The organism is Parabacteroides sp. PH5-46 (assembly GCF_029892785.1).
Lineage (GTDB): Bacteria > Bacteroidota > Bacteroidia > Bacteroidales > Tannerellaceae > DFXE01.
This window is the reverse complement of sequence record NZ_JARXXA010000013.1, coordinates 86,741-108,950: the sequence shown is the minus strand read 5'-3', so window position 1 is coordinate 108,950 and position 22,210 is coordinate 86,741. Positions and strand designations below refer to the sequence as shown.

Here is a 22,210-nt window from a genome sequence, read left to right as displayed (position 1 = left end):
AAGGATAGAAAATGATGAAAAAGAAACCGATAACTGTTGCTTCTCCTTTATTGCCTTCGCTTGAAGCCTTTATCCCTTATCTGGAGGAGATATGGAAAAATAAGTGGATATCGAACGGCGGCTCGTACCACCAAGCCCTGGAAGAAGCATTATGTGACTATCTGAAAGTTCCTTATCTGTCATTGTTTACCAATGGGACAACGGCTTTGTTGTGTGCCCTGAAGGCCCTGGATATCTCCGGCGAGGTGATTACAACACCCTATAGCTTTGTGGCTACGGCACATGCTTTATCCTGGAGTGGGCTGACACCTGTCTTTGCCGACATATCTCCGGATGATTGTAATATAGATCCTGCCCGGATACGGGAGGCTATAAGCCCGAAAACCCGTGGCATCTTACCGGTGAATATTTATGGCTATCCTGCCCGGACGACTGAGATTACCGACATAGCAAAAGAGCATAACTTACAGGTAATCTATGATGCAGCGCATGTTTTTGGTGTAGAAGTGAACGGAGAATCCTTACTGAATGCCGGAGACTTGTCTGTTTTAAGTTTGAGCGCTACGAAGGTCTATAATACCATTGAGGGAGGAGCCATTGTTTGCCATGACAAGGAAATGAAGAAGCGTATCGACTCTTTGCGGAATTACGGTTTTGCCTCTGAAACGGAAGTTTTGTTCCCGGGAATAAACGGTAAGATGGATGAAGTACGTGCTGCTTATGGACTGCTGGCTTTAAAGGATGCAGCCTCTGCCATAGAGAAGCGGCAGGTTGTTTTCCGGCAGTATCGACAGGCTTTGTATTCTGTTCGGGGCGTGTCTTTCCCGGAAGAAAAAGAAGGGGTGAAGTATACCTATGCCTATTTCCCTATACTGATAGACAAAGACACATTTAAGATGACACGGGATGAGTTGTATGTAAAGATGAAAGAAGAGGGGATACTCTGCCGCCGGTATTTTTATCCGCTGATAACGTCTTTCCCTCCTTATAATACGTATCCTTCGGCACGAGCGGAAAACCTGGCAGTAGCCAACCGGATTGCCGATTCCGTTATCTGTTTGCCCATGCATCATGACCTGACGGAAGAGGATGTGGAGCGGGTGTTAAGTTATTTTGCCTGATCCGGCTTATATCAGTGTGTAATGGGTGAGTAGCTCTTTGGTTTTCTCAGTTCCACAGTTGAATAAGACGTCTATGATAGAGAGGTGAGGAATAAAATCTGTTGCTTGTTGCCGGTACGTATAGACCGCTGTTTGTACAAAACGAAGATCAATTCCGTTGGCCCGGAAGATATCTTTGGAGTATAACGCCAACCCTCCGATGGCATTGATGTAGGTGTCTGCTTTCTCTTTCTGGCATGCCAGTAGGATGCGTTGTGTTTTCGCTTCATATGAGCATTCCCGGTTTTTTAGCTCTTCTTCTATAGTTTCATACGCCTGGCTATTGCTTATAATTGTAGTCTGAATACCTAATAAGTTGGCAGTAGCCCGGATGGTCCGGTTGTTTAATTGGCTCAACAAAAGATAGTCTTCTGCCAGTAGAGAGGCTATGAACGGATATATCTCTTCGTAGTAAGCTGCCTTCTTGTAACTATGTCGTAATTTTTTGAGTAGTTTTTCTTTCCAAGGATTAGAATAGTCGATGGCTAACTCGTTGATATATTTGCTGTAGCTTCTGCTTTTCAGGGGGACAATGATGTAGTCCTCTCCCTTGCCGGCGGTATAGATCCGGTTCCTTTGTACCCAACCTCTCTTATTATACAAGAGGTTATCGTAGAGAATAAACCTGTCGGCAGCGTGTATTAATTGGAAATAACCGATATACGGAAAAAAATAAGGTTGAGACATGGCCAGTTTCATAGACCCACTGGATTCGTTTAATCATTTATTTATCCGGCGAAGGTCAAATAAATATCCGAGAAATACAAGCAAGGGTAGTTGATTATTTCATAACCTTTCTTAACTTTACAATTCATGTTGCAGGAAGAATACTTATGTGGTGGACTTCAATTGAAATAAAAACGGTAGTAGGGCTGATTTTTATTCTCCTTTACTCGCTGACTATCCTGGGCTTGGTGTTGGTTATTATTACGGAAAACCGGAATCCTTTAAAAACCATCCCCTGGGTAATTGTGTTAATGTTTCTGCCGGGAGTAGGCTTGTTGTTTTATTTCTATTTCGGACAAGACAACCGCAAGCAGCGGATTATCTCGCGCCGTACCTACAAACGCATCATGAAGCATCCACATACCGGAGGCAAGCACATGCAGGATTTTTGTGTTGTACCCGAACAATATAAACCCCTGGTTACTTTGCTGGGGCATAATCATCAGACCCCTCTGTTTTACGGTACGGAAGTTACTACTTATACAAGCGGTCCGGATAAGTTCAACGCTCTGATGGAAGAACTGGAACAGGCTACTCATCATATTCATTTACAGTATTATATCTTTCTAGACGACGAAATAGGCAATCAGATAAAAAGCATACTGATCAATAAGGCCAAAGCCGGAGTAGAAGTACGTGTATTATATGATGATGTAGGTTGCTGGAACGTAAAGCCTAAGTTCTTCAAGGAAATGACAGAAGCCGGCATAGAGGTATATGCTTTCCTGCGGGTGGCTTTCCCAGTGCTTGCCAGTAAGGTGAACTACCGGAATCACCGGAAAATTGTAATAATAGACGGCAAAGTAGGCTTTATGGGAGGGATGAATATTGCCGACCGTTACGTGAAAGGAACTACTTGGGGCGACTGGCGGGATACGCATTTTAAGTTTGTAGGCAAAGGGGTGCAAGGTCTTCAGTCGGCTTTTTTGATCGATTGGTATGTGGTTAGTAAGAAGCTGTTGAACAACAAAATATATTATCCTCCGGCGGCTGTTTATTCCGACAATATCATGCAGATACTGACTAGTGGGCCTACGGGACCGTGGCGTACCTTATTGCAATCCATTATCTTTATGATTTCCAACGCCAAGAAGTATGTGTATTTGCAAACGCCTTATTTCCTTCCGACGGAGGGCTTGAATCAGGCTTTGCAAACGGCTGCTTTAGGTGGAGTAGATGTGCGGCTGATGTTGCCGAAGCGCTCGGATACCAAAACGGCGAATATGGCTTCACGTTCTTTCATTGACGATATGGTGAAAGCGGGTGCTAAAGTGTTCTTTTATGAGTCGGGCTTTTTGCATGCCAAGCTGGTTGTCTGCGATGACGAGATAGCCTGTATCGGCTCTTCCAATATGGATTTCCGCAGCTTTGAACACAATTTTGAAGTAAATGCGTTTATCTATCAGAAAGACTTTGCATTACAGATGAAGAAAATATTCCAGCACGATGTGCATAGTTGTGAAAAGCTGATCCCTACGCGCTGGTTGAGGCGGCCGATTAAGCAACGCATTGCCGAGTCGTTTATGCGTCTTTTCTCTCCTCTTCTTTAATAAAAACACTGAAATTTACCGAGCCATATACCCGCCGCTGATTGAAGTAAGGCAGGTTGGAAAAGTCGTACTCTTTGGGGTGTTCCATCACAAAGATGCCTTCTTGGCGGAGTAAATCCCTCTCAAAAACAAGAGTAGGAACCTCTGCCAATTCTTTAAGGTTGTATGGGGGATCTGCAAAGATAAAGTCGAAATGCTCTTTCGGAGCCGAGTGGAGGTAGCGGAATACGTCTCCGCGTATCAGATGCAGGTCTTTGGTTTGGAGTTCGTTGGCTACTTTGCGGATAAAAGCGGCATGCGCGTTGTTCTGCTCAACAGCCGTAACCTTCCGGCAGCCACGGGAAAGAAGCTCGAAAGAGATACTACCTGTTCCGGCAAATAGGTCTAAGGCCTCCACGCCTTCCCAGGCGAACAAGTTGCCAAGTACATTGAAGATGTTTTCTTTTGCAAAGTCGGTTGTCGGACGTGCTTTGAAAGAAGAAGGAACATCAAATCTCCGTCTGCCGTATTTTCCACTTATAATTCGCATACTGATAAAAATAGTTGATCAATAGGAGCTTGCAGTATCTCACCTCCCAGCAGATAGGCTTCGGAGGGAATCTCTATTTGTCCGATATGTTGCAAATAGGTCTGTAACTTATGTGCAATTTCGTTACACAAGGCTGTTTCTCCCGATAAGGAGAGGCGATCGTGTAGCTGATCCATACGGGTCTGTCTCCATACGTATAATATATAATATAACAAATCGTCGGCCTGTTCATACATAAAGGAATTGGCAAAGAGCAACTGCCCTTCGGCAAAACAAATGATATCAATCATGCGTTTGTGTATAACAACCGATGTTTGTTTCTGCTTGTCTGTAAGGCTTTGCCTTTTTAAGGTGATAAGCAATGGTGTGACGTGATGAATGAATATAGGGTTGGTTAGCGAACGGGAGCAAAACTCAAAGATATCTTCGTTCAGGTCGAATAACAGTTCGGCCTGTTCATCTTTTATCGGGTTTGACATCGTACGTTTTTCCCGTGAGGAAAACGTAAAAGACATTAGCGTTTCTTTCTCTTTTTCTACAAATACCTCCTTCGGCACAAGTGTATATTGGGGGGAAACATACAAGACGTATGTCCGTTTGTAATTCCAGGCAAATAGCTCATTGGCAAAGAATAGCTCCTTTAGTGATGTGATATAAGGAGTATGCCGGTCGAATGTTATTTCGCGATAAATAAAGCTCTGGGCTTCCTGCGGGTGGTAAGCCGAAAAAGAAAGTCCACCCGACCAGAGCCGGATGGACATTATATAATTTTCCGAATGATCAAGCGTGAACGTATCAGGAATACTGATAGTCATTATCGTTGATTTTATTATTCCCAGTTACCTGCGTTGTTGTTAATTTCTGTCAGAGAACCAACACGTAATCCGGGGAATTTGCTTTGTTTTTCGGCTTTGTCTTCCAAGTTCAGAAGCAATTGCTTGTCAAGATCTCCCAGATAGTCATTGTAATTTACGTTGGCTTCAAATACTTTGATGGTATAACCTGCACCTGAAGTAAGCGTGGCAGTATCCATGTTGAACTGTTTTTGTGTTCCCGGAACGTAGCGTAAGTCGGCAGAGTTATAAGTCGGGCTGAATAATGTATCTTTAGCCAATACCCAGAAAGTGTCACGTTTGATCAATCCTTTCTTTACAGCTTCTTGTTCTGTCATACCTTTTTCCAACTGTTCGTCGGTTAGAACACCTACCTTATTCAGGAATGGCAATTTCTTTTCATCCAGAAATTTGATAAGATCGTCGAACGAACCGGCATGTTCTTTGTACACGTTTTTGTATTCGAGCTGAGCTTTACGAATATCGATTAAACGGCTAATGATTGCCTTTTCGCGTGTCTCTTTTTCGGCATCGAATTCCATTGGTGTCTTGATACTCCTGTAACACATGTAAGTCAATAATAGGACAGCTGCTACAAGTAAAATTTTCAATGTAACTTTCATGGTGTATATTGCTTTTATAATTTATTTCGTTCGGCAAATTTAAGAAAGAATCTTAAATACGCTACCTTTATCGCAAAAATTATTGTGTGTAAAATGATAAATAGCTATTTAACACAACAAATTCTGACTAATTTCCCTTTTGAACCGACGGCTGACCAGATGGAAGCGTTAAAATCGCTTTCGGATTTCCTCTTGTCGCAGGATGCAGATTCTTTATTTCTGCTGAAAGGCTATGCCGGTACGGGTAAAACTTCACTGGTTGGAGCCTTGGTTAAAACCTTGACAGACTTGAAGCAAAAAACCGTTCTGCTGGCTCCTACAGGACGCGCGGCAAAGGTTTTTTCCGGCTATGCAGGCCATGCCGCTTTTACGATTCACAAGAAAATATACCGCCAGAAGGCCTTTTCCAACGAGCCTACAGGCTTTATGCCTTCTGATAATCTGCATAAAGATACGATTTTTATCGTAGATGAAGCTTCTATGATAGCCAACCAGGGACTCGACTCTTATGTGTTCGGAAGTGGGCGCTTGCTGGACGACCTGATCCAGTATGTTTACTCGGGAGAAAATTGCCGGATGATACTGATGGGGGATGAGGCACAGCTTCCTCCTGTTATGCAGACGGAGAGCCCGGCGCTGAATCCGTCCATTCTTCAGGGATATAATCTGCAGGTAGAAACAAGAACCCTTACTCAGGTGGTACGTCAAAATGACGTTTCGGGCATCTTGTATAATGCCACCCTTTTGCGGGAGGCGCTTCGTAAGCAAAGGGTGGATATTTTTCCAAAACTAAGGATAGAAGGCTATGCTGACATCCACTATATAACAGGTGATGAGCTGATAGAAACTATTTCGTCGGCATATGACAGGGACGGGATGGACGAAACCATGATTGTTGTCCGCTCCAATAAACGGGCAAATATTTACAATAACGGGATACGAAACCGCATCCTCTACAGGGAGGAAGAACTGACATCGGGCGACTGGCTGCTGGTGGCGAAAAACAACTATTTCTGGACGACAGATAATAAAGAGATCGATTTCATAGCAAACGGTGAGATCGTACGGGTATTGCGTGTCCGGAAAACAACTGAGCTATACGGATTTCGCTTTGCAGATGTGACAGTCTATTTTCAGGATTATGACCTGGAAGCCGATATGAAAATATTGCTTGATACCCTGCAACTGGAAACCCCTGCTTTGTCGCGCGAACAGAACGATAAACTGTTCTTTACCATATTGGAAGACTATGCTGATCTGTCTACAAAAGCAGAGAAAATGAAAAAGATGAAAGCCGATCCTTATTATAATGCCGTACAGGTAAAATATGCCTATGCCGTTACCTGCCATAAGGCACAGGGTGGACAGTGGGAGAATGTTTTTCTCGATGTCGGCTACCTGTCTGAAGAGATGCTGGGTGAAGACTTCTACCGATGGCTGTACACCGCTATAACTCGTGCGACCAAGAACCTGTATCTGGTCAATCTTCCGAAAGATTTTTTGAATTAACTTTGAAATCCCACAGTTGTTGAACTCATGTTCTACATATGTAGAACTTGTGTTCAACAATTGTAGAACATGAGTTCAACAATTGTGGGACTTAGAAATATTTCAGACAGAATATCCGTTAATCGCTATTTATCATGTATATTTGTCGCGTTGATATGTTTTAAGGTTTTTACAATATGGGTAATAAAGAGAGAATAGATTATCTGTTACTGGATATAAGGGAACTGGAGAAAATAGTGGCCGGGATACGTGATGCGGAAGTATATCCTGTGTCTTTCTTTAGCCAGACGTTTGATTTAACGCATAAGATATTGAAAGACCTGCATACGCTTGAAGGTGAACAGGTAGAACTGATGCGTAAACAGATGGAAGAGTATCAGGAGATGATAAGGGAAATACCCCGTCCGGAGCCGCTTCCTGCACCTGAGCCGGAACCTGTTCCGGAGGTGATACCTGAACCAGTACATGCGGAAGTGATGGAGAAAACATCTGTATCTCTGAACGATGTACTTGAGAAAAAGAATCTTTTGGACTTCAGAAAAGCCTTTAGTTTGAATGATCATTTTTATTTCCGTCGCGAGCTGTTTAGCGGAGATGAAGCCAAGATGAATAAAGTAATATCGGATCTTAATGAACTTCATTCGTATGAGGATTCTATTGATTATCTGAATAATAAACTGAACTGGGAAGTAGATAGTCCCATTGTATCCGAGTTTGTGAAATTACTGGAGAAGCGTTTTTCTTGAAAATAAACCGTTTATGGCAAAGCTGATCGTTGTACCAACCCCTGTCGGCAACCTGGAGGATATAACGCTTCGGGCGCTTCGTGTATTGAAAGAGGCCGACCTTATTCTGGCGGAAGATACACGAACAACCGGTTTTCTGTTAAAGCATTTTGAGATACAGAACAGAATGCAGTCCCACCATAAGTTTAATGAGCATAAGACTGTAGAACAGTTGGCTAACCGCATCCTGGGCGGAGAGACTATCGCCTTGGTGTCGGATGCCGGTACCCCTTCCATCTCGGATCCGGGCTTTATGCTGGTGCGCGAATGTGTCAGGCAGGGAGTAGAAGTAGAGTGCTTACCCGGTGCAACGGCTTTTGTTCCGGCATTGGTGGTATCCGGCCTGCCGAGCGATAAGTTTTGCTTTGAAGGCTTCCTTCCGCAGAAGAAAGGGAGGCAAACCCGCTTGAAGGAATTAGCTGTAGAGCCTCGTACGATCATCTTGTATGAATCTCCTTTCCGCTTGGTTAAGTCATTGACACAGATGGGGGAGTATTTCGGGCTGGAGCGGCAGGTGTCCGTTTCTCGCGAGATATCTAAATTGTATGAAGAAACGGTTCGGGGTTCATTGGAAGAGGTTGCAAACCACTTTACGGTGAACGAACCTAAGGGTGAAATTGTTATAGTAGTAGAAGGTCTGAAGGAAGGCCGGGATAAGAAAGAGGATAAAGTAAAAGTTTAAATTAAAACAAAGAGAACATGAAAAGAGTAGTATTGGCTTGTATTTGTGCTGTTGTGCTGACGTCTTGTGTTGAGAATTCAAAGCAGTATAAGCAGCTGAAAGCAGAAAATGATTCTCTGCAAATAGAGAATGCTAAGAATGCTTCCGAAATAAATGAGATGTTGTCTATCTTGAATGATATTGAAGCTGATTTTCAGTCTATTCGGGATGCGGAAAACTATCTGAATATGCAGCAGCAAAAGGGTGGAGAACTAACACCTACTGCCCGCGAACAGATCCGGAAAAACATGGAGTTGATCCGTGAAACCTTGAGCAAAAACAAGGAGCAGATCAGCCAATTGGAAGACCGCCTGAAAAAAAGTAATGTTCAATCTGCTGCTTTGCGGAAGACAATAGACCGTCTGACAGCCGAACTCGACCAGAAAGCTACCATGGTTGTAGCTTTGCAGGAAGACCTGGCAAAGAAGAATGTTCGTATCAGAGAATTGGATGATATGGTATCATCTCTGAATGAGAATATTGAAGATCTTTCTGCTACCAGTGCCGTACAAGCCGAAAAGCTGAAAGCACAGGATAAAGCGCTGAATACAGCTTATTATTGCTTTGGTACTTCAAAAGAACTGAAAAGTCAGAAAATCCTTACGGGAGGCGGCCTGTTTGCTAAATCTAAAGTGCTTCAGGACGGCTTCAACAGAGATTATTTCATTTCTATCGATGTGCGTGAAGTAACAGAAATACCTTTGTTTGCAGGGAAAGCCAAGCTGAAATCCAATCACCCCGACGGATCATATGAGTTCGTAAAAGACGGAGAGGGAAATATCACATTTAAAATTACAGATGTTAAATCGTTCTGGAGCTTAGGTAAATACCTGGTGATAGAGGTTGGATAATGAAATATAAAAACCTTTTCATAGATCTGGACGATACCCTTTGGGATACGTATCACAATAATAAAGAATGCCTCAAAGAGGTCTATGTTGATTATCTTTTTGATCAGCAGTTCGACTCCTTTGAGGCTTTCTATGATGTTTATATGCCTCATAATCTGCAATTATGGGCGCAATACCGGAATCATGAAATAGACCGGAATACCTTGATTGTAGAACGTTTCCGCTATATATTGCGCTTTCAGGGAATAGAAGATGTAGCGTCGGCCCTACGTTTGAATGATGATTTCCTGAAGCGGACAACCACCAAAACCCGCCTGATACCGGGAGCCGTTGAGCTGTTGGAGTATCTCCGCCCCTCGTATAAACTGTATATATTATCCAACGGATTCCGGGAGGTGCAGTTCCTGAAGCTGAGTAACTCGGGTCTGGCTTCGTTTTTCGACCGTATGATACTATCGGAAGATGCCAATATACAAAAGCCTCATAAGGAGATATTTGATTATGCTTTGATCAACACAAACTCGCGACGGAGCGAAACCCTGATGATTGGCGACAGCTGGGATGCCGACATCGTAGGGGCTCATAACGCGAAGATAGACCAGCTATGGCTCAATCCCGAAGGACTAGCCGAAAGTGGTTTCACACCTACCTATACCGTCCGCTCTTTGGCGGAAATCAAACAATTTCTTTGATTAGAATTCCGAAGTAAAGTGGAATTTAATATCCGGAAAGTCTTGCTGTGCCATTGTCAATACGTAAGATGAGTCAGCCAGATATACGTCGCGACCTTCCTTATCCAATGCCATGTATTGCATCTTGCGCTTCTTGAAGTTTTCCAGCATCTGTGCATTGTCGCTTTCTATCCAGCAAGCCTTATACAAGCTGATAGGTTCCCACTTACACTGTGCAGCATATTCATGCAGCAAGCGGTATTGAATTACCTCGAACTGTAATTGGCCAACCGTGCCGATGATCTTCCGGCCATTGAACTGGTTGGTAAACAACTGTGCAACTCCTTCGTCCATTAACTGCTCGATACCCTTGTTCAACTGCTTGGCTTTCATAGGGTCGGCATTCTCGATGTATTTGAACATCTCGGGTGAGAAGCTGGGGAGTCCTTTAAAGTGTAACTCTTCTCCGGCGGTGAGTGTATCTCCGATCTTGAAGTTTCCGGTGTCGGGAAGACCGATGATGTCTCCGGCAAAAGCTTCGTCTACCGTTTCTTTTTTCTGAGCCATAAAGGCTGTCGGGCTGCTGAAGCGCATCTGTTTATTGAAGCGGACATGCTTGTAGTTGGCGTTTCGCTCGAAACGTCCGGAACATATCTTGACGAATGCTATACAACTCCGGTGGTTAGGGTCCATATTGGCATGTATCTTGAAGATAAAACCGGTAAAGTTTTCTTCTTCCGGTTCTACTATCCGTTCTACAGCCTGTACCGGGCGAGGGGAGGGGGCTATTTTTATAAAGCAATCCAGTAGCTCTTTTACACCGAAATTATTCAGCGCTGAGCCAAAGAAAACAGGGGCGATATCCCCTTTCAGATAGGTGTTTACGTCGAAGTCCGGATATACGCCCTGTATCAAATCGATGTCTTCGCGAAGCTTGCTTGCCAACTGAGAATCAATATGATTTTCCAACTCCGGGCTGTTTATGTCTTTAAACTCTATGCTTTCTGTCATGTACTGCTTGCTGGGAGTGTAAAGGTCTAGCTTTTCTTCAAAGATGTTGTACACCCCTTTGAAGCGCTGTCCCATATCAATCGGCCAGCTAAGGGGACGAACTTTTATTTGTAGTTCTTCTTCTATCTCGTCCAGCAAGTCGAAGGGGTCTTTACCATCCCGGTCCAATTTGTTGATAAACACAATAACAGGTGTTTTACGCATCCGGCATACTTCCATCAGTTTACGGGTTTGCGCTTCTACCCCTTTGGCTATATCAATCACGATGATAACACTGTCTACTGCCGTTAGTGTACGGAAGGTGTCTTCCGCAAAGTCCTGGTGACCGGGCGTGTCAAGAATGTTGATTTTATGGTCGGAATAATCAAAGGCCATAACGGATGTAGCAACAGAAATCCCTCTCTGCTTTTCTATCTCCATCCAGTCGGAGGTGGCTGTTTTCTTGATTTTGTTCGACTTAACGGCTCCTGCCACATGGATGGCACCTCCGAATAATAAAAGTTTTTCTGTTAATGTTGTTTTTCCCGCGTCCGGGTGGCTGACGATTGCAAATGTCCTCCTTTTTTGTATCTCTTCTGAATATGCCATGTTTGATGCTTAGCCGTTTAATTTGTTTATCATAGTCCGCAGGCTCTTTTCCCAGTGCGGAATCTGCAACCCATATGTCTGCTTAATCTTACGTTTGTTCAATACACTGTAATGCGGGCGGGTAGCCTTTGTAGGATAATCTTTTGTTTCAATAGGGAATACCTCGCAGGATATGCCTTTTATCTCGAAGATTTTCAAGGCAAAATCATACCAGCTACATACCCCTTCGTTGGAATAATGATAGGTTCCCGGAACAAATTTCTCTCTCTCCGAATATTCTATAATAGCCAGGACAGCAACAGCCAGGTCGCCAGAGTAAGTAGGAGTACCGATTTGGTCGAATACTACATTTAATTCATCCCGTTCCTCTCCCAGGCGGATCATGGTTTTTACGAAGTTATTCCCAAACTCAGAATACAACCAAGCTGTCCGAATGATAGCATATTGCTGGCAAACGGCTTTCAGTATCAATTCTCCGGCCTGTTTAGTTCGTCCGTAGGCCGACATTGGGCATGTATAGTCTGTTTCTACATAGGGAACGCTGTTTGTACCGTCGAATACATAGTCGGTAGAAATATGGATAATACAGGCGCCAATAGTCGTAGCTACCTCTCCCAGGTTGCGAACGGCATCATGGTTGATCCGCAAGCACTGTATTTCTTCGTCTTCCGCTTTGTCTACAGCCGTATAAGCCGCACAATTTACAATGTATTTTACAGCATGTGTCTTTGCATATTCAAGAACAGCCTCTTTATTGCATATATCCAGGGTGTCGATATCGGTAAATAAGAATTTGAAATCTTTGAAACGACCGGACAACAAACGGAGTGAACTACCCAATTGTCCATTGGCACCGGTAACTAAAATTGTTTTCATTTATTATTCTTCTAAGTTTAATTCTCCATTTTGATCAGCCTTGTATTTTTCGGAAAGCAAGGCAAGAAACGAACTGATTTGCTTGATTCCTTCCAGCGTTTCGGCACTAACCTCTTTCCGTAGCATTCGTAGCATCAGATATCCGTAAACAGCTGTAAAGCAAGTTTCCAGTTCAGGCAACTCTTCTCCACCCGATTTGGTGCGAAGTTGCACAATGTAAGGAAGCGTTTTGTAGTAGGCCGCTCCATAAACCATCTCTTTAGGTGATTTCATCAGGCGTAGATGAAGGTCGGTCAATGCCGTGATAATGATGTTGTTCAATTGGATATGCCCCTTTTTGGTGACCCCTTCCGTGCGCATCATTTCGATTAATTCCTCATACCACCCGACAATCTTTTCCTTCACCTCCTCCGGCTGGTCATACTGAGCAATAACCGTTTGCCGTATGGCGTTAATGTCGAAATTATTAGCCCTGATAATATCCTCTACCTGCCACATATACAGCAAATATTCGGCAATACTTTCTTTTCTTTTCTGTTGAGCGATAATCATGCTACAAAGATAAACTATAAAGCTCAAAAATAGAACTCATCCTTTCCGTAACGATCATTTTTAATAATTATTCTACATTCTAACGCTGAAGTCTGTATAATTATATTTTGTACGTACAGACAATAACTTACACGAAGTGAAAATTGCACGCATGCGATCAGAAAAACGCATGCGTGCAATTTGAAAAACGCATGGGTGCTATTTATGAATTGCATACATGTAATTTCTGTATCATTATAATTGTTTGAAATATAAAGAACTACAATCTATCTATCGGTGTTGCTTTATGAAATGAAAAATACAATAAGAGTTGGGGTTTTATCATTTGGAAAGTTTCTGGAAACAAAAAAAAGCATTCCTGCAGGAATACTTTTTCGGGTGTGGAGCATATCGGACTCGAACCGATCACCTTTAGACTGCCAGTCTAACGCTCTAGCCAGATGAGCTAATGCCCCGTCTTTTATTTTCGAGTGCAAATATAAAGCTTTTCCTGATATATGCCTTATCTTTGTAAGAGAAATTTTATTTAAGTGATGATCGTTTATAATACTACATTCCATATAGACAGCGCAATCCTGGAAGAGAGCGTGGCTTATTTGAAGAATATATATATACCCGAGGCGGTGGCGAGTGGGTTTCTGCAACAGCCGTGCCTACGACGAATTATGCATACTCCAGAGGGAGAAGGTGAGAGTTATAGTGTACAGTTTCATGTGAAAAACATGGATACGCTGGAGTATTGGCTGGAGAAAGAAGGGCATGGTATGCATCAGAAGTTGACAAGCCGTTTCGGGAATAAGATTGCCGGTTTTACTACTTTGCTGGAAGAACTGGATATATAAGTATGGCAAAAGACCGGATTATACTAGGAATTGACCCCGGAACCATTGTTATGGGCTATGGTTTGTTGAGGATTGTAGGTAACAAACCGAAGGTTGAGGCTTTGGGAGTGTTGCAACTGAATAAGTATGAGGATCATTATGTACGTCTACATAAAATTTTTGAGCGGGTTACCGGTCTGATTGATGAATATCAACCCGACGAATTGGCTATTGAGGCTCCATTCTTCGGTAAGAATGTGCAGAGTATGCTCAAGCTGGGGCGTGCGCAAGGGGTTGCTATGGCCGCTGCATTGAACCGTGGCATGCCTATTTTTGAATATGCACCTTTAAAGATAAAGATGTCTATCACCGGAAACGGAAATGCATCGAAGGAACAGGTGGCCGGAATGCTTCAACGATATCTGCATATCCCTGATGAACACATGCTTCCGCAATTAGATGCAACAGATGGTTTGGCTGCCGCTCTCTGTCACTTTTTTCAGAGCAATAATCCTGCTTCGCCAAAAAAATATACCGGTTGGAAAGATTTTATCAGCAAAAACCCCGGCAAAGTAAAGAAATAACATTGATGATACCATGAAGCGACTATTCTCACAACAAATACCGATATATTTAATCCTTATTCTATTTATTTCGACTCTATCCTGTAAGCGCACTTCTGAGCAGGCCTGTGGTGAAGTCGATAGTGACTGGGTGGATAGTTTGCAAAAGGTTTTCCAGTACGGAATTTGCATTGATTCTCTGAGTGTAACGGAGTACCCGATTAAAAGCGGAGACAATCCGGCATCTATCTTTGGAAAACTGGGTTTTTCGCCTGCTAAGGCTGATAGTATCAGCAAAGCTTCAACCGATGTGTTGGATCCTACTAAATTGCGGGCAGGGATGAACTATTCGGTTTTTACGACTTCCGATAGTGCGGCTGTTATCCGCTATATCGCGTTTGCTAAATCGATGACTGATTTTGCAATAATAGACTTTACGGGTGATTCTATTCTGGCTTACGAATACAATAAGGATATCTCATTAAATCGCCACTATGCAGAAGGAACCCTGAATTCTTCTTTGTGGAATGTATTAAAGGCAAGCGGAGTAGACCCTCTGTTGGCGATTAAGATCTCGGATGTGTTTGCCTGGCAGATTGATTTTTATGATGTAAAAGAAGGCGACTCGTTTCAGGTGCTTTATGATATTGCTTACATAGATGATACGATACCGCTCAATATCGTTCGGATTGAAGGTGCGAAATTCACCCATCAGAGTAAGGATTTTTATGCAATTCCTTTCACGCAAGATAGTATCTTTGAGTATTTTGACGAAGAGGGAAATAGCCTCCGCAAAGCGTTCCTGAAAGCTCCCTTGGATTTCTTCCGGATCACTTCCCGTTTTTCCAATTCTCGTTTTCATCCGGTATTGAAGCGATACCGGGCTCATCATGGCGTAGATTATGCAGCTCCGGTAGGTACTCCCGTCAAAACAATCGGTGAGGGTACGGTTGTAGCTCGTGCATATGAGAACGGAGGAGGGAATTACGTGAAAATAAAACACAATTCGGTGTATACCACTACCTATATGCATCTGAGTAAGTTTGCCAAAGGGCTTCAGGTAGGAAAACGTGTTCAACAGGGAGAGGTTATCGGTTATGTAGGCTCTACGGGTTTGTCCACCGGCCCGCATCTGGACTTCAGGGTTCATAAAAACGGACAGGCCATTAATCCCCTAACGATGGAAGTGCCTCCCGGTGATCCGGTTAAACCTGAATTGCGAGATAGCTTCTTGTTAGAAAAACAACGGGTGCTGGCAGAGTTAGATAGTTTTTGTATCAATAATAAATAAACTCAGTATGAAATTATTAGGTAATATTATTTGGCTGGTTTTTGGCGGGATTCTTACTTGTATTGAGTATTTGGTAGCCAGTATCCTTATGATGATTACGATTATCGGTATCCCTTTTGGGCTTCAGACACTAAAACTGGCTCGTTTGGCTCTCTGGCCTTTCGGCAGTACAGTTACGGATGGAGGTAACTCCGGAGGCTGCCTGTCTGTAATCATGAATGTAATCTGGTTGATTTTTGGTGGTATATGCATCTGCCTGACCCATTTAGGCTTTGGGCTGCTTTTGTGCATAACGATTATTGGTATCCCTTTCGGTATGCAGCACTTCAAGATGGCAGCATTGGCTCTTACCCCTTTTGGGAAGAATATAAACTAATCTATTAAAGAATAGTTTTTTCGGGCTTCTTCTCTTGAGCAGGCGTTGAAGTGCCACCATTCATACAGGATGGTGCGGAAACCGGCTTCCCGCATTACTTGGCGGAGTAGGCGGCGGTTGTTGAATGCCTGCTGGGTGATCTTACCTGATTTTACTAATGCTTCTTCATTATTGATGTGTGCTTCTTCCCCGAAGTGGTCATAGGGGCTTCCCATTTGCAGGGGAGTGCCTGATTTATCAACAATTGTAACGTCTACAGCCATGCCGTAGTTGTGTAATCCACCTCCTTTTGCCGGATTGCTAACATAGTTTGTTTTGCTTGTTCCCTTCACCATATCCCACATTTTCCGCTGAACAGACATCGGGCGGGCTGCATCATATACAATTAACGAATAAGCCGGATATTTGCTTTTCAATATGCGTTGGGCTTTCTGTAGTTTGGCTGCCGCATCCGGATGTAGCCAGATGCCTGTAATACCGGAATATACTGCTTTGTTGAAGAGATTGTCTGTCGTAGCGTATTTGAGTAGTATGTGAATAGAGGTGTCTACGCGTGAAACATCAACCATGCCTTTGGACGAGAGATAGCGATCCAGCTCCCCGGCCTGACTGTTTGTCGCCAGCAGTAAAAGAAACTGCAGTAGGTATATAATCCGTTTCATATCAGTCGATAGTTATTTGTTCGACCTGGGTGGGATGACTGAGAAAAATAGATGCTGTCTCTGAAAACTTGTCGGCTGATTCGGTTGTAAGGAAACGGCTTGTTCCTGTCTGTGTCAGTCGTGCATTCATTTCCGGATGCCGTATTAAGTAATCTTTCAGGCTTTCTGCAACCCGTTCTCCTTGTGCAAATATATTGACATTTGCCGGAAGGTATTCTCTGATTTTATCAGTGAGCAAAGGATAGTGTGTACATCCGAGAACCAAGGTGTCGATAGCAGGATCGGCTTCTAGGATATGCTCCAGGTGTTTCTTTACAAAATAGTCGGCTCCGGGAGATTGAGATTCATTGTTTTCTACCAAAGGTACCCACATCGGACAAGCTTCACCGGTTACCTGAATATGCGGAAACATCTTTTCTATTTCTATTGTATAGGATTGAGACGAAATAGTACCTGATGTTCCTACTATTCCCACATGTTTTGATTGGCTCACTTTGTCTATCACTTCTACAGTAGGGCGTATGACACCTAATACCCGGCGGTTGGGATCTAATGAAGGAAGGTCTTTTTGCTGAATCGTCCGCAAGGCTTTTGCCGAAGCTGTGTTGCAGGCCAGGATAACCAACTGGCAGCCTTCTTCAAATAGTTTGATCACTGCCTGGCGGGTAAAACGATAGACTACCTCAAAAGAACGGGAACCATAAGGTGCCCGGGCATTGTCTCCCAAATAGATATAATCGTATTCGGGGAGTGCTTGTTGTATCTTGTCGAAGATCGTCAGTCCGCCATAGCCGGAATCAAATATACCGATCGGTCCGGGTGTTTGTGAGTACATGTGATGCTTTTGTTTAATAAGAAAAGGATGCCTTTCCAAGAAAAGCATCCTTTATATTAATTGGAATCTTAATTAAATACCCAGTTTTGTTTTTACAAAAGAAGTTGCATTGATAGCGCTATTTCCAGTGTAAAGGAATACTTGCGGGTCGATAATATAAGTATATCCTTTTTCTTCACCAATAGCTTTGATAGCATTCTGTATTTTTTCCTGAACAGGTGCAATCAGCTCTTGTTGTTTCTTTTGAATATCTTGCTGAGCAACCGGGATGAAGTTTTCTACGCGTGTGCGGATATCTTCAATTTCCTGCATTCTTTTCAGCTTGATGTTTTCCGTCAGGGAGTCTTGTTGTGCAATGTAATCCGCAGATTTTCTCTGGTACTCTTCCTGCATTACTCTCAATTCCTTGTCGTATTTTTGATTTAGCTCCTCTAATTGTTTTTCAATAGTAGGTATTTCAGGCATAGCACTAAATATTTCCTGAACATTTACGTACGCAATTTTCATCTCCTGAGCAACAACCCCTAAAGGTAGGATCATACACAATAAAACAATAAGTTTCTTCATTTTTTATACTATCTATTTGTTATTAATCATGCTAATTTATAGCGAATAAAGTCCGCAAATGTAATCATTTATTTTGAATATCCTAGCTTCTGTAATACTTCATTACTAATGTCTATCTTCGGAGAAGCGAATATGACACTCATAGCCGAAGCCCGATCTATTATCAGTTGATAGCCTTTGTCTTCCGAAATTTCTTTTACAGCATTGTAAATTTCATCCTGGATAGGCTTCATCAGGCTTTCCCGTTTTTTATACAACTCACCGTCGGCTCCAAAGTATTTACGTTTTACATCCTGGGCTTCTTGTTCTTTTTTAACAATTTCTTCTTCACGTTTTGATTTCATTTCCGCAGAGAGGAATACCAAGTCACTCTGATATGATTTATACATATTTTGAGCCTCCTGCTGAATGGCTTCTACTTCGTTCTGCCATTTCTGAGAAACCTGGCTGAGCTGTTCATTTGTCATTTCGTACGCCGGAATATTTTTTAAAATATATTCCATGTCAATCAACGCAAATTTCTGCGCTACCCCTGCAAAAGAGCAGAGAAGCATCAAACTACATAAGGCAATAATTTTTTTCATACTCATTCTTTTGTGTTCAATATTAAGACAGCGTCCTTTACCATAGGTTTAGGAGGCAGTAGCTAAATTAAGTTAATTAAAACTCCTGGCCAATGATAAAGTGGAAATTGCTGCCACCTCTTTCTCCGGTTCCGTCTGTCTTGTCAAATCCGTAAGCCCAGTCTATACCCATCAGCCCGATCATCGGCAAGAAGATACGAACGCCAACTCCCGCAGAACGTTTCAATCCGAATGGATTAAAGCTTTTCAAGTCTGTCCATGCGTTACCGGCTTCTACGAATGCCAAACCGTAAATAGTGGAAGATGGCTCAAGCAGGAACGGATAGCGAAGCTCCATAGATAGACGCGAATATGCATAACCATATCCCCGGCCGTCATTACCAATGATGCTTCCGTTTTCATATCCTCTCAAACCAATTGTTTCCGTAGCATATGTACTGGAGTAACCGCTCATACCGTCACCTCCCATGTAGAATGTTTCAAAAGGTGACTTCTTATCGCTGTTGTACTGGCCTAAGAAGCCATATTCTACGCGCGACATCAGTACCGGTGTACGTTTAACCGACATGGGTGTTAACGGAGAGAATATTTTGGCTTTGAATTTCCATTTATGATATTCGATCATTTTGTATTTCCGCTCGTCATAGTCGTCCATTGCGGCATAATCTTTGCCATCCCACAATGAATAAGGAGGAGTGGCTGCCACCGACAAGGAGAATTGAGAGCCCTTACGGGTGTATAGCGGATTGTCTATGGAGCTACGTTGCAAGAGCAATTCAAGGTTGATGTTATGGCTGGTGCCATTGGTTACCAGGAAGTAGTTCCAGTCATTCATAATGTACATCTGATAGTTCAGAGTAGCCATGAACTGGAAATAGTCGTCCGGCCAATTCAGGCGTTTACCATATCCGGCAGCTATACCAAGCATCATAATTGATTTATCGGGGTCGTATGCCATTTCATAGTTGCCATAATTGCCGTATCCACCATATCCACCATATCCCCCGTATCCTCCATACCCGTATCCACTATAATAGCTGTACGGATTATAGTAAGAATTATACATATTGTTACTCATGTAGCTGCTGCTGATATCTGTTTGCTTAGAGAAATAGGCGCTTACCGATAGGGTGTTGGGGCGCTTTCCTCCAAACCAGGGGTCTACGAATGAGATACTATATGCCTGATAGTAGCGGCCATTGGTTTGTCCGCTTAATGTCAACGTTTGTCCTTCTCCCTGAGGTATGATTCCCTTGTATGACTTGGGATTCAGGAAGTTTTTCATAGAGAAATTGGTGAAGCGTAAGCTCAGTTTACCGATTACACCGGTTTGTCCCCATCCGGCAGAGAATTCGATCTGGTCATTGGCTTTTGATACCAGGTTGTATTGTATATCTACTGTTCCGTTGTCCGGGTCGGGTAGGGGTTGCGGGTTCATGTTTTCCGGGTCGAAGTGTCCCATCTGTGCCAATTCACGAACGGAACGGATCAGGTCTTCACGGCTGAACAACATCCCCGGTTTGGTACGAAGTTCGCGGCGTACAATGTCTTCATACAAACGGTCGTTTCCGTTGATGATTACACGGTTGATTGTAGCCTGAGGTCCTTCTTGTATGCGGATTTCCAGTGAAATAGAATCGTTTTCTACTTCAACTTCTATCGGGTCTGCATTGAAGAATAGGTATCCATTGTTGAAGTATACGTTTGACACGGCGTCGTCATCCATTGTCAGACGTTCGTTCAGTTTCTTTTGGTTATATACTTCTCCGGCTTTCATATTTAATACAGCTTCCAGAATGTCCGTGGAATAGTGCGTGTTTCCTACAAAACGGATGTCTTTCAGGTAGTATTTTTGTCCTTCTTCTACTTTTAGTTCGATATTGACTTTTTTCTCGTTGAAGTTGTACACGGTATCAGCTAGTATCACAGCGTCACGATAACCATGTTCGTTGTATTTTTCTATGATATTCTTTTTGTCGTTCTCGTACTCTTCTGTCGTGAATTTTTTCGTGCTGAACATTTCCAGGATACTGGTCTTGAATCGCTTGGGCAGAGAGAACTTTTCATTTGTTTTTTTCATTGCCTTTTTCAGCTGGAAGTCTGTTAATGCGTCATTTCCTTCAAAGCTGATCAGGTTGATCTTTGTCTTTTCGTTTTTGTCGATGTTGATATCCAGAATTACTTCTCCTTCATGTGCCAGATCGTCTTTCTGTACAATATCTACAGTGACGTTTTTAAATCCTTTGCCATCAAAGTATTTCTGGATTACAATTTTGGCACGATCCATCAGGTTCGGGGTAACCTGGTATCCTTTTCTTAGCCCCAGTCTGGTTTCAAGTTCTTCTCGCTCGCCTTTCTTTACTCCGCTATAGTTTACCTGGGATATACGGGGACGTTGTTTCAGTTGTATTTCCAACCAAATATCGTCTCCCTCTACTTTGGTTGCCAATATTTTGACATCCGAAAACAATCCATGTCTCCAAAACCGTTTGACAGCTCCCGTAATTTCATCGCCGGGTACCGTAATCATATCTCCGACCGACAGACCGGAGAATCCGATCAATACAAAGTCGTCGTAGTTTTGAGTACCAGTTACTTTTATATCAGCAATTTTATATTTTTTAGGGGAAAGGGAGTACGAAATAACCGGCACCTCTACCGGAAGATCAACATGGGTAGTGTCAGTAGTTTCCTGTGCGTATGCTCCGCAAGCAAAACCAAGGAAAATAAAAAACAGCACTATTCTCTTACACATATTAACAACTCTTGTTTATAGATTTAATTGTTCACTAGTCTTGCCAAAACGACGTTCCCGTTGTTGGAAGTACAAGATCGCATCATATAACTCTTCTTCTCTGAAGTCCGGCCAAAAGGTATCAATAAAGTAAAATTCGGTGTATGACATTTGCCATAACAGAAAGTTACTGATTCTTTTCTCTCCTCCCGTGCGTACAAGCAAGTCGGGATCGGGAATACCTTTAGTCGTTAGGTGGTCTGAAACTACTGCTTCAGTTATGTCGTTGGGATTTATTTTCTTGTCTACTGCGTCCTGTGCTATTTGTTTAGCCGCTTCTGTTAGTTCCCATTTTGAAGAATAACTAAGCGCCAGGATAAGTGTTGTTCCGGTGTTTTGAGAAGTTTGCTTGATGCAGTCGGCTAATGTGTCGTAGGCTTTTTGAGGTAAGCGCTTCAGATTGCCGATGGCCAGCAGGCGTACATTGTTTTTCATCAGATCCGGGGTTTCCCGGTGAATGGCTGTAACCAGCAATTCCATTAGTGCCAGAACTTCTTCTTCCGGACGGTTCCAGTTTTCGTTTGAGAATGTATAGACAGTTACATATTTTAATCCGATGGCTGTAGCGGCTTCTATTGTTTTGCGAACAGCTACTACACCTTCCTGGTGTCCGTGGCTACGGTCTTTTCCTTTTGATTTGGCCCACCGCCCGTTTCCATCCATAATGATAGCCACGTGCTGCGGAAGATGATTCTTGTCTATTTTTTCTTTTAACGACATGCGTTTTTCATT

At 42.9% G+C, this 22,210-nt stretch carries 24 protein-coding genes and 1 tRNA gene; 11 read left to right on the top strand and 14 right to left on the bottom strand.

Going from position 1 to position 22,210, the window contains the following annotated elements:
- Window positions 1-14: 14 nt before the first annotated feature.
- Window positions 15-1,121, top strand: coding sequence for a DegT/DnrJ/EryC1/StrS family aminotransferase (locus M2470_RS13720; protein ID WP_280745585.1), 1,107 nt, complete (start codon window positions 15-17; stop codon window positions 1,119-1,121).
- Between the two features lie 6 nt (window positions 1,122-1,127).
- Here the strand turns inward: M2470_RS13720 and M2470_RS13715 are convergent, their stop codons facing one another.
- Window positions 1,128-1,859 (bottom strand): WbqC family protein, encoded by a 732-nt coding sequence (locus M2470_RS13715; protein WP_280745568.1) that lies wholly within the window; start codon window positions 1,857-1,859, stop codon window positions 1,128-1,130.
- Window positions 1,860-1,993: 134 nt separating this feature from the next.
- Between M2470_RS13715 and cls the strand changes: the two genes are divergently transcribed.
- Window positions 1,994-3,436, top strand: coding sequence for a cardiolipin synthase (cls, locus tag M2470_RS13710; protein ID WP_280745567.1), 1,443 nt, complete (start codon window positions 1,994-1,996; stop codon window positions 3,434-3,436).
- On the opposite strand, the gene rsmD is transcribed toward cls, so the two are convergent.
- The 3 genes from rsmD to M2470_RS13695 are packed head-to-tail and all read right to left on the bottom strand — an operon-like array spanning window position 3,408 to window position 5,421.
- Window positions 3,408-3,965, bottom strand: a complete 558-nt coding sequence (rsmD, locus tag M2470_RS13705) for a 16S rRNA (guanine(966)-N(2))-methyltransferase RsmD (protein WP_280745566.1) — start codon at window positions 3,963-3,965, stop codon at window positions 3,408-3,410. The genes cls and rsmD overlap by 29 nt on opposite strands.
- Window positions 3,953-4,780, bottom strand: a complete 828-nt coding sequence (locus M2470_RS13700) for a DUF3822 family protein (protein WP_280745565.1) — start codon at window positions 4,778-4,780, stop codon at window positions 3,953-3,955. The genes rsmD and M2470_RS13700 overlap by 13 nt, the downstream gene beginning before the upstream one ends.
- A 14-nt stretch (window positions 4,781-4,794) precedes the next feature.
- Entirely contained in the window at window positions 4,795-5,421 is a 627-nt protein-coding gene (locus M2470_RS13695) for a hypothetical protein (protein WP_280745564.1), read from the bottom strand.
- Window positions 5,422-5,514: 93 nt separating this feature from the next.
- Here M2470_RS13695 and M2470_RS13690 point away from each other — a divergent pair, with 93 nt between their 5' ends.
- From M2470_RS13690 to M2470_RS13670, 5 genes are all read left to right on the top strand, one after another.
- Window positions 5,515-6,930, top strand: coding sequence for an AAA family ATPase (locus tag M2470_RS13690; protein ID WP_280745563.1), 1,416 nt, complete (start codon window positions 5,515-5,517; stop codon window positions 6,928-6,930).
- Between the two features lie 176 nt (window positions 6,931-7,106).
- Window positions 7,107-7,676, top strand: a complete 570-nt coding sequence (locus M2470_RS13685; RefSeq protein WP_280745562.1) for a hypothetical protein — start codon at window positions 7,107-7,109, stop codon at window positions 7,674-7,676.
- Between the two features lie 13 nt (window positions 7,677-7,689).
- On the top strand, window positions 7,690-8,397 hold the full coding sequence (gene rsmI, locus M2470_RS13680; RefSeq protein WP_280745561.1) for a 16S rRNA (cytidine(1402)-2'-O)-methyltransferase: 708 nt from the start codon (window positions 7,690-7,692) through the stop codon (window positions 8,395-8,397).
- 17 nt (window positions 8,398-8,414) lie between these two features.
- A complete protein-coding gene (locus tag M2470_RS13675; protein WP_280745560.1) occupies window positions 8,415-9,287 on the top strand; it encodes a hypothetical protein in 873 nt (290 codons plus the stop codon).
- Window positions 9,287-9,979 (top strand): YjjG family noncanonical pyrimidine nucleotidase, encoded by a 693-nt coding sequence (locus tag M2470_RS13670; protein WP_280745559.1) that lies wholly within the window; start codon window positions 9,287-9,289, stop codon window positions 9,977-9,979. Before M2470_RS13675 ends, M2470_RS13670 begins: the two co-directional genes overlap by 1 nt.
- Here M2470_RS13670 and M2470_RS13665 read toward each other — a convergent pair whose 3' ends face one another.
- The 4 genes from M2470_RS13665 to M2470_RS13650 all read right to left on the bottom strand — a co-directional run bounded on the left by M2470_RS13665 (window position 9,980) and on the right by M2470_RS13650 (window position 13,440).
- On the bottom strand, window positions 9,980-11,557 hold the full coding sequence (locus M2470_RS13665; RefSeq protein ID WP_280745558.1) for a peptide chain release factor 3: 1,578 nt from the start codon (window positions 11,555-11,557) through the stop codon (window positions 9,980-9,982). It abuts the gene before it with no gap.
- A 9-nt stretch (window positions 11,558-11,566) separates the two neighbouring features.
- Complete coding sequence (gene rfbD / locus M2470_RS13660; protein WP_280745557.1) at window positions 11,567-12,433, bottom strand: dTDP-4-dehydrorhamnose reductase; 867 nt, start codon at window positions 12,431-12,433, stop codon at window positions 11,567-11,569.
- 3 nt (window positions 12,434-12,436) lie between these two features.
- Window positions 12,437-12,985, bottom strand: a complete 549-nt coding sequence (locus M2470_RS13655) for a DUF4924 family protein (protein ID WP_280745556.1) — start codon at window positions 12,983-12,985, stop codon at window positions 12,437-12,439.
- Between the two features lie 381 nt (window positions 12,986-13,366).
- A tRNA-Ala gene (locus M2470_RS13650) sits at window positions 13,367-13,440 on the bottom strand.
- Between the two features lie 78 nt (window positions 13,441-13,518).
- Here M2470_RS13650 and M2470_RS13645 point away from each other — a divergent pair.
- The 4 genes from M2470_RS13645 to M2470_RS13630 are packed head-to-tail and all read left to right on the top strand — an operon-like array spanning window position 13,519 to window position 16,036.
- Window positions 13,519-13,827 (top strand): DUF4286 family protein, encoded by a 309-nt coding sequence (locus M2470_RS13645; RefSeq protein ID WP_280745555.1) that lies wholly within the window; start codon window positions 13,519-13,521, stop codon window positions 13,825-13,827.
- A gap of 2 nt (window positions 13,828-13,829) precedes the next feature.
- Entirely contained in the window at window positions 13,830-14,390 is a 561-nt protein-coding gene (gene ruvC / locus M2470_RS13640; protein ID WP_280745554.1) for a crossover junction endodeoxyribonuclease RuvC, read from the top strand.
- Window positions 14,391-14,403: 13 nt separating this feature from the next.
- Entirely contained in the window at window positions 14,404-15,660 is a 1,257-nt protein-coding gene (locus M2470_RS13635) for a peptidoglycan DD-metalloendopeptidase family protein (protein WP_280745553.1), read from the top strand.
- A 7-nt stretch (window positions 15,661-15,667) separates the two neighbouring features.
- Window positions 15,668-16,036: a YccF domain-containing protein gene (locus M2470_RS13630; RefSeq protein WP_280745552.1), complete on the top strand. Its 369-nt coding sequence runs from the start codon at window positions 15,668-15,670 to the stop codon at window positions 16,034-16,036.
- Here M2470_RS13630 and M2470_RS13625 read toward each other — a convergent pair.
- The 6 genes from M2470_RS13625 to M2470_RS13600 all read right to left on the bottom strand — a co-directional run bounded on the left by M2470_RS13625 (window position 16,033) and on the right by M2470_RS13600 (window position 22,198).
- Complete coding sequence (locus M2470_RS13625; protein WP_280745551.1) at window positions 16,033-16,698, bottom strand: M15 family metallopeptidase; 666 nt, start codon at window positions 16,696-16,698, stop codon at window positions 16,033-16,035. The genes M2470_RS13630 and M2470_RS13625 overlap by 4 nt on opposite strands.
- A 1-nt stretch (window position 16,699) precedes the next feature.
- The gene (gene murI / locus M2470_RS13620; protein WP_280745550.1) at window positions 16,700-17,533 is read right to left on the bottom strand and encodes a glutamate racemase; all 834 of its coding nucleotides are present in this window, start codon (window positions 17,531-17,533) and stop codon (window positions 16,700-16,702) included.
- 72 nt (window positions 17,534-17,605) lie between these two features.
- The gene (locus tag M2470_RS13615) at window positions 17,606-18,100 is read right to left on the bottom strand and encodes an OmpH family outer membrane protein (RefSeq protein WP_280745549.1); all 495 of its coding nucleotides are present in this window, start codon (window positions 18,098-18,100) and stop codon (window positions 17,606-17,608) included.
- Between the two features lie 68 nt (window positions 18,101-18,168).
- Window positions 18,169-18,684 carry an OmpH family outer membrane protein gene (locus M2470_RS13610; protein WP_280745548.1) on the bottom strand — a complete coding sequence of 172 codons (516 nt, stop codon included), beginning with the start codon at window positions 18,682-18,684 and terminating at the stop codon, window positions 18,169-18,171.
- Between the two features lie 76 nt (window positions 18,685-18,760).
- The gene (locus tag M2470_RS13605) at window positions 18,761-21,439 is read right to left on the bottom strand and encodes a POTRA domain-containing protein (protein ID WP_280745547.1); all 2,679 of its coding nucleotides are present in this window, start codon (window positions 21,437-21,439) and stop codon (window positions 18,761-18,763) included.
- A 15-nt stretch (window positions 21,440-21,454) separates the two neighbouring features.
- Entirely contained in the window at window positions 21,455-22,198 is a 744-nt protein-coding gene (locus M2470_RS13600; RefSeq protein ID WP_280745546.1) for an isoprenyl transferase, read from the bottom strand.
- Window positions 22,199-22,210: the final 12 nt, after the last annotated feature.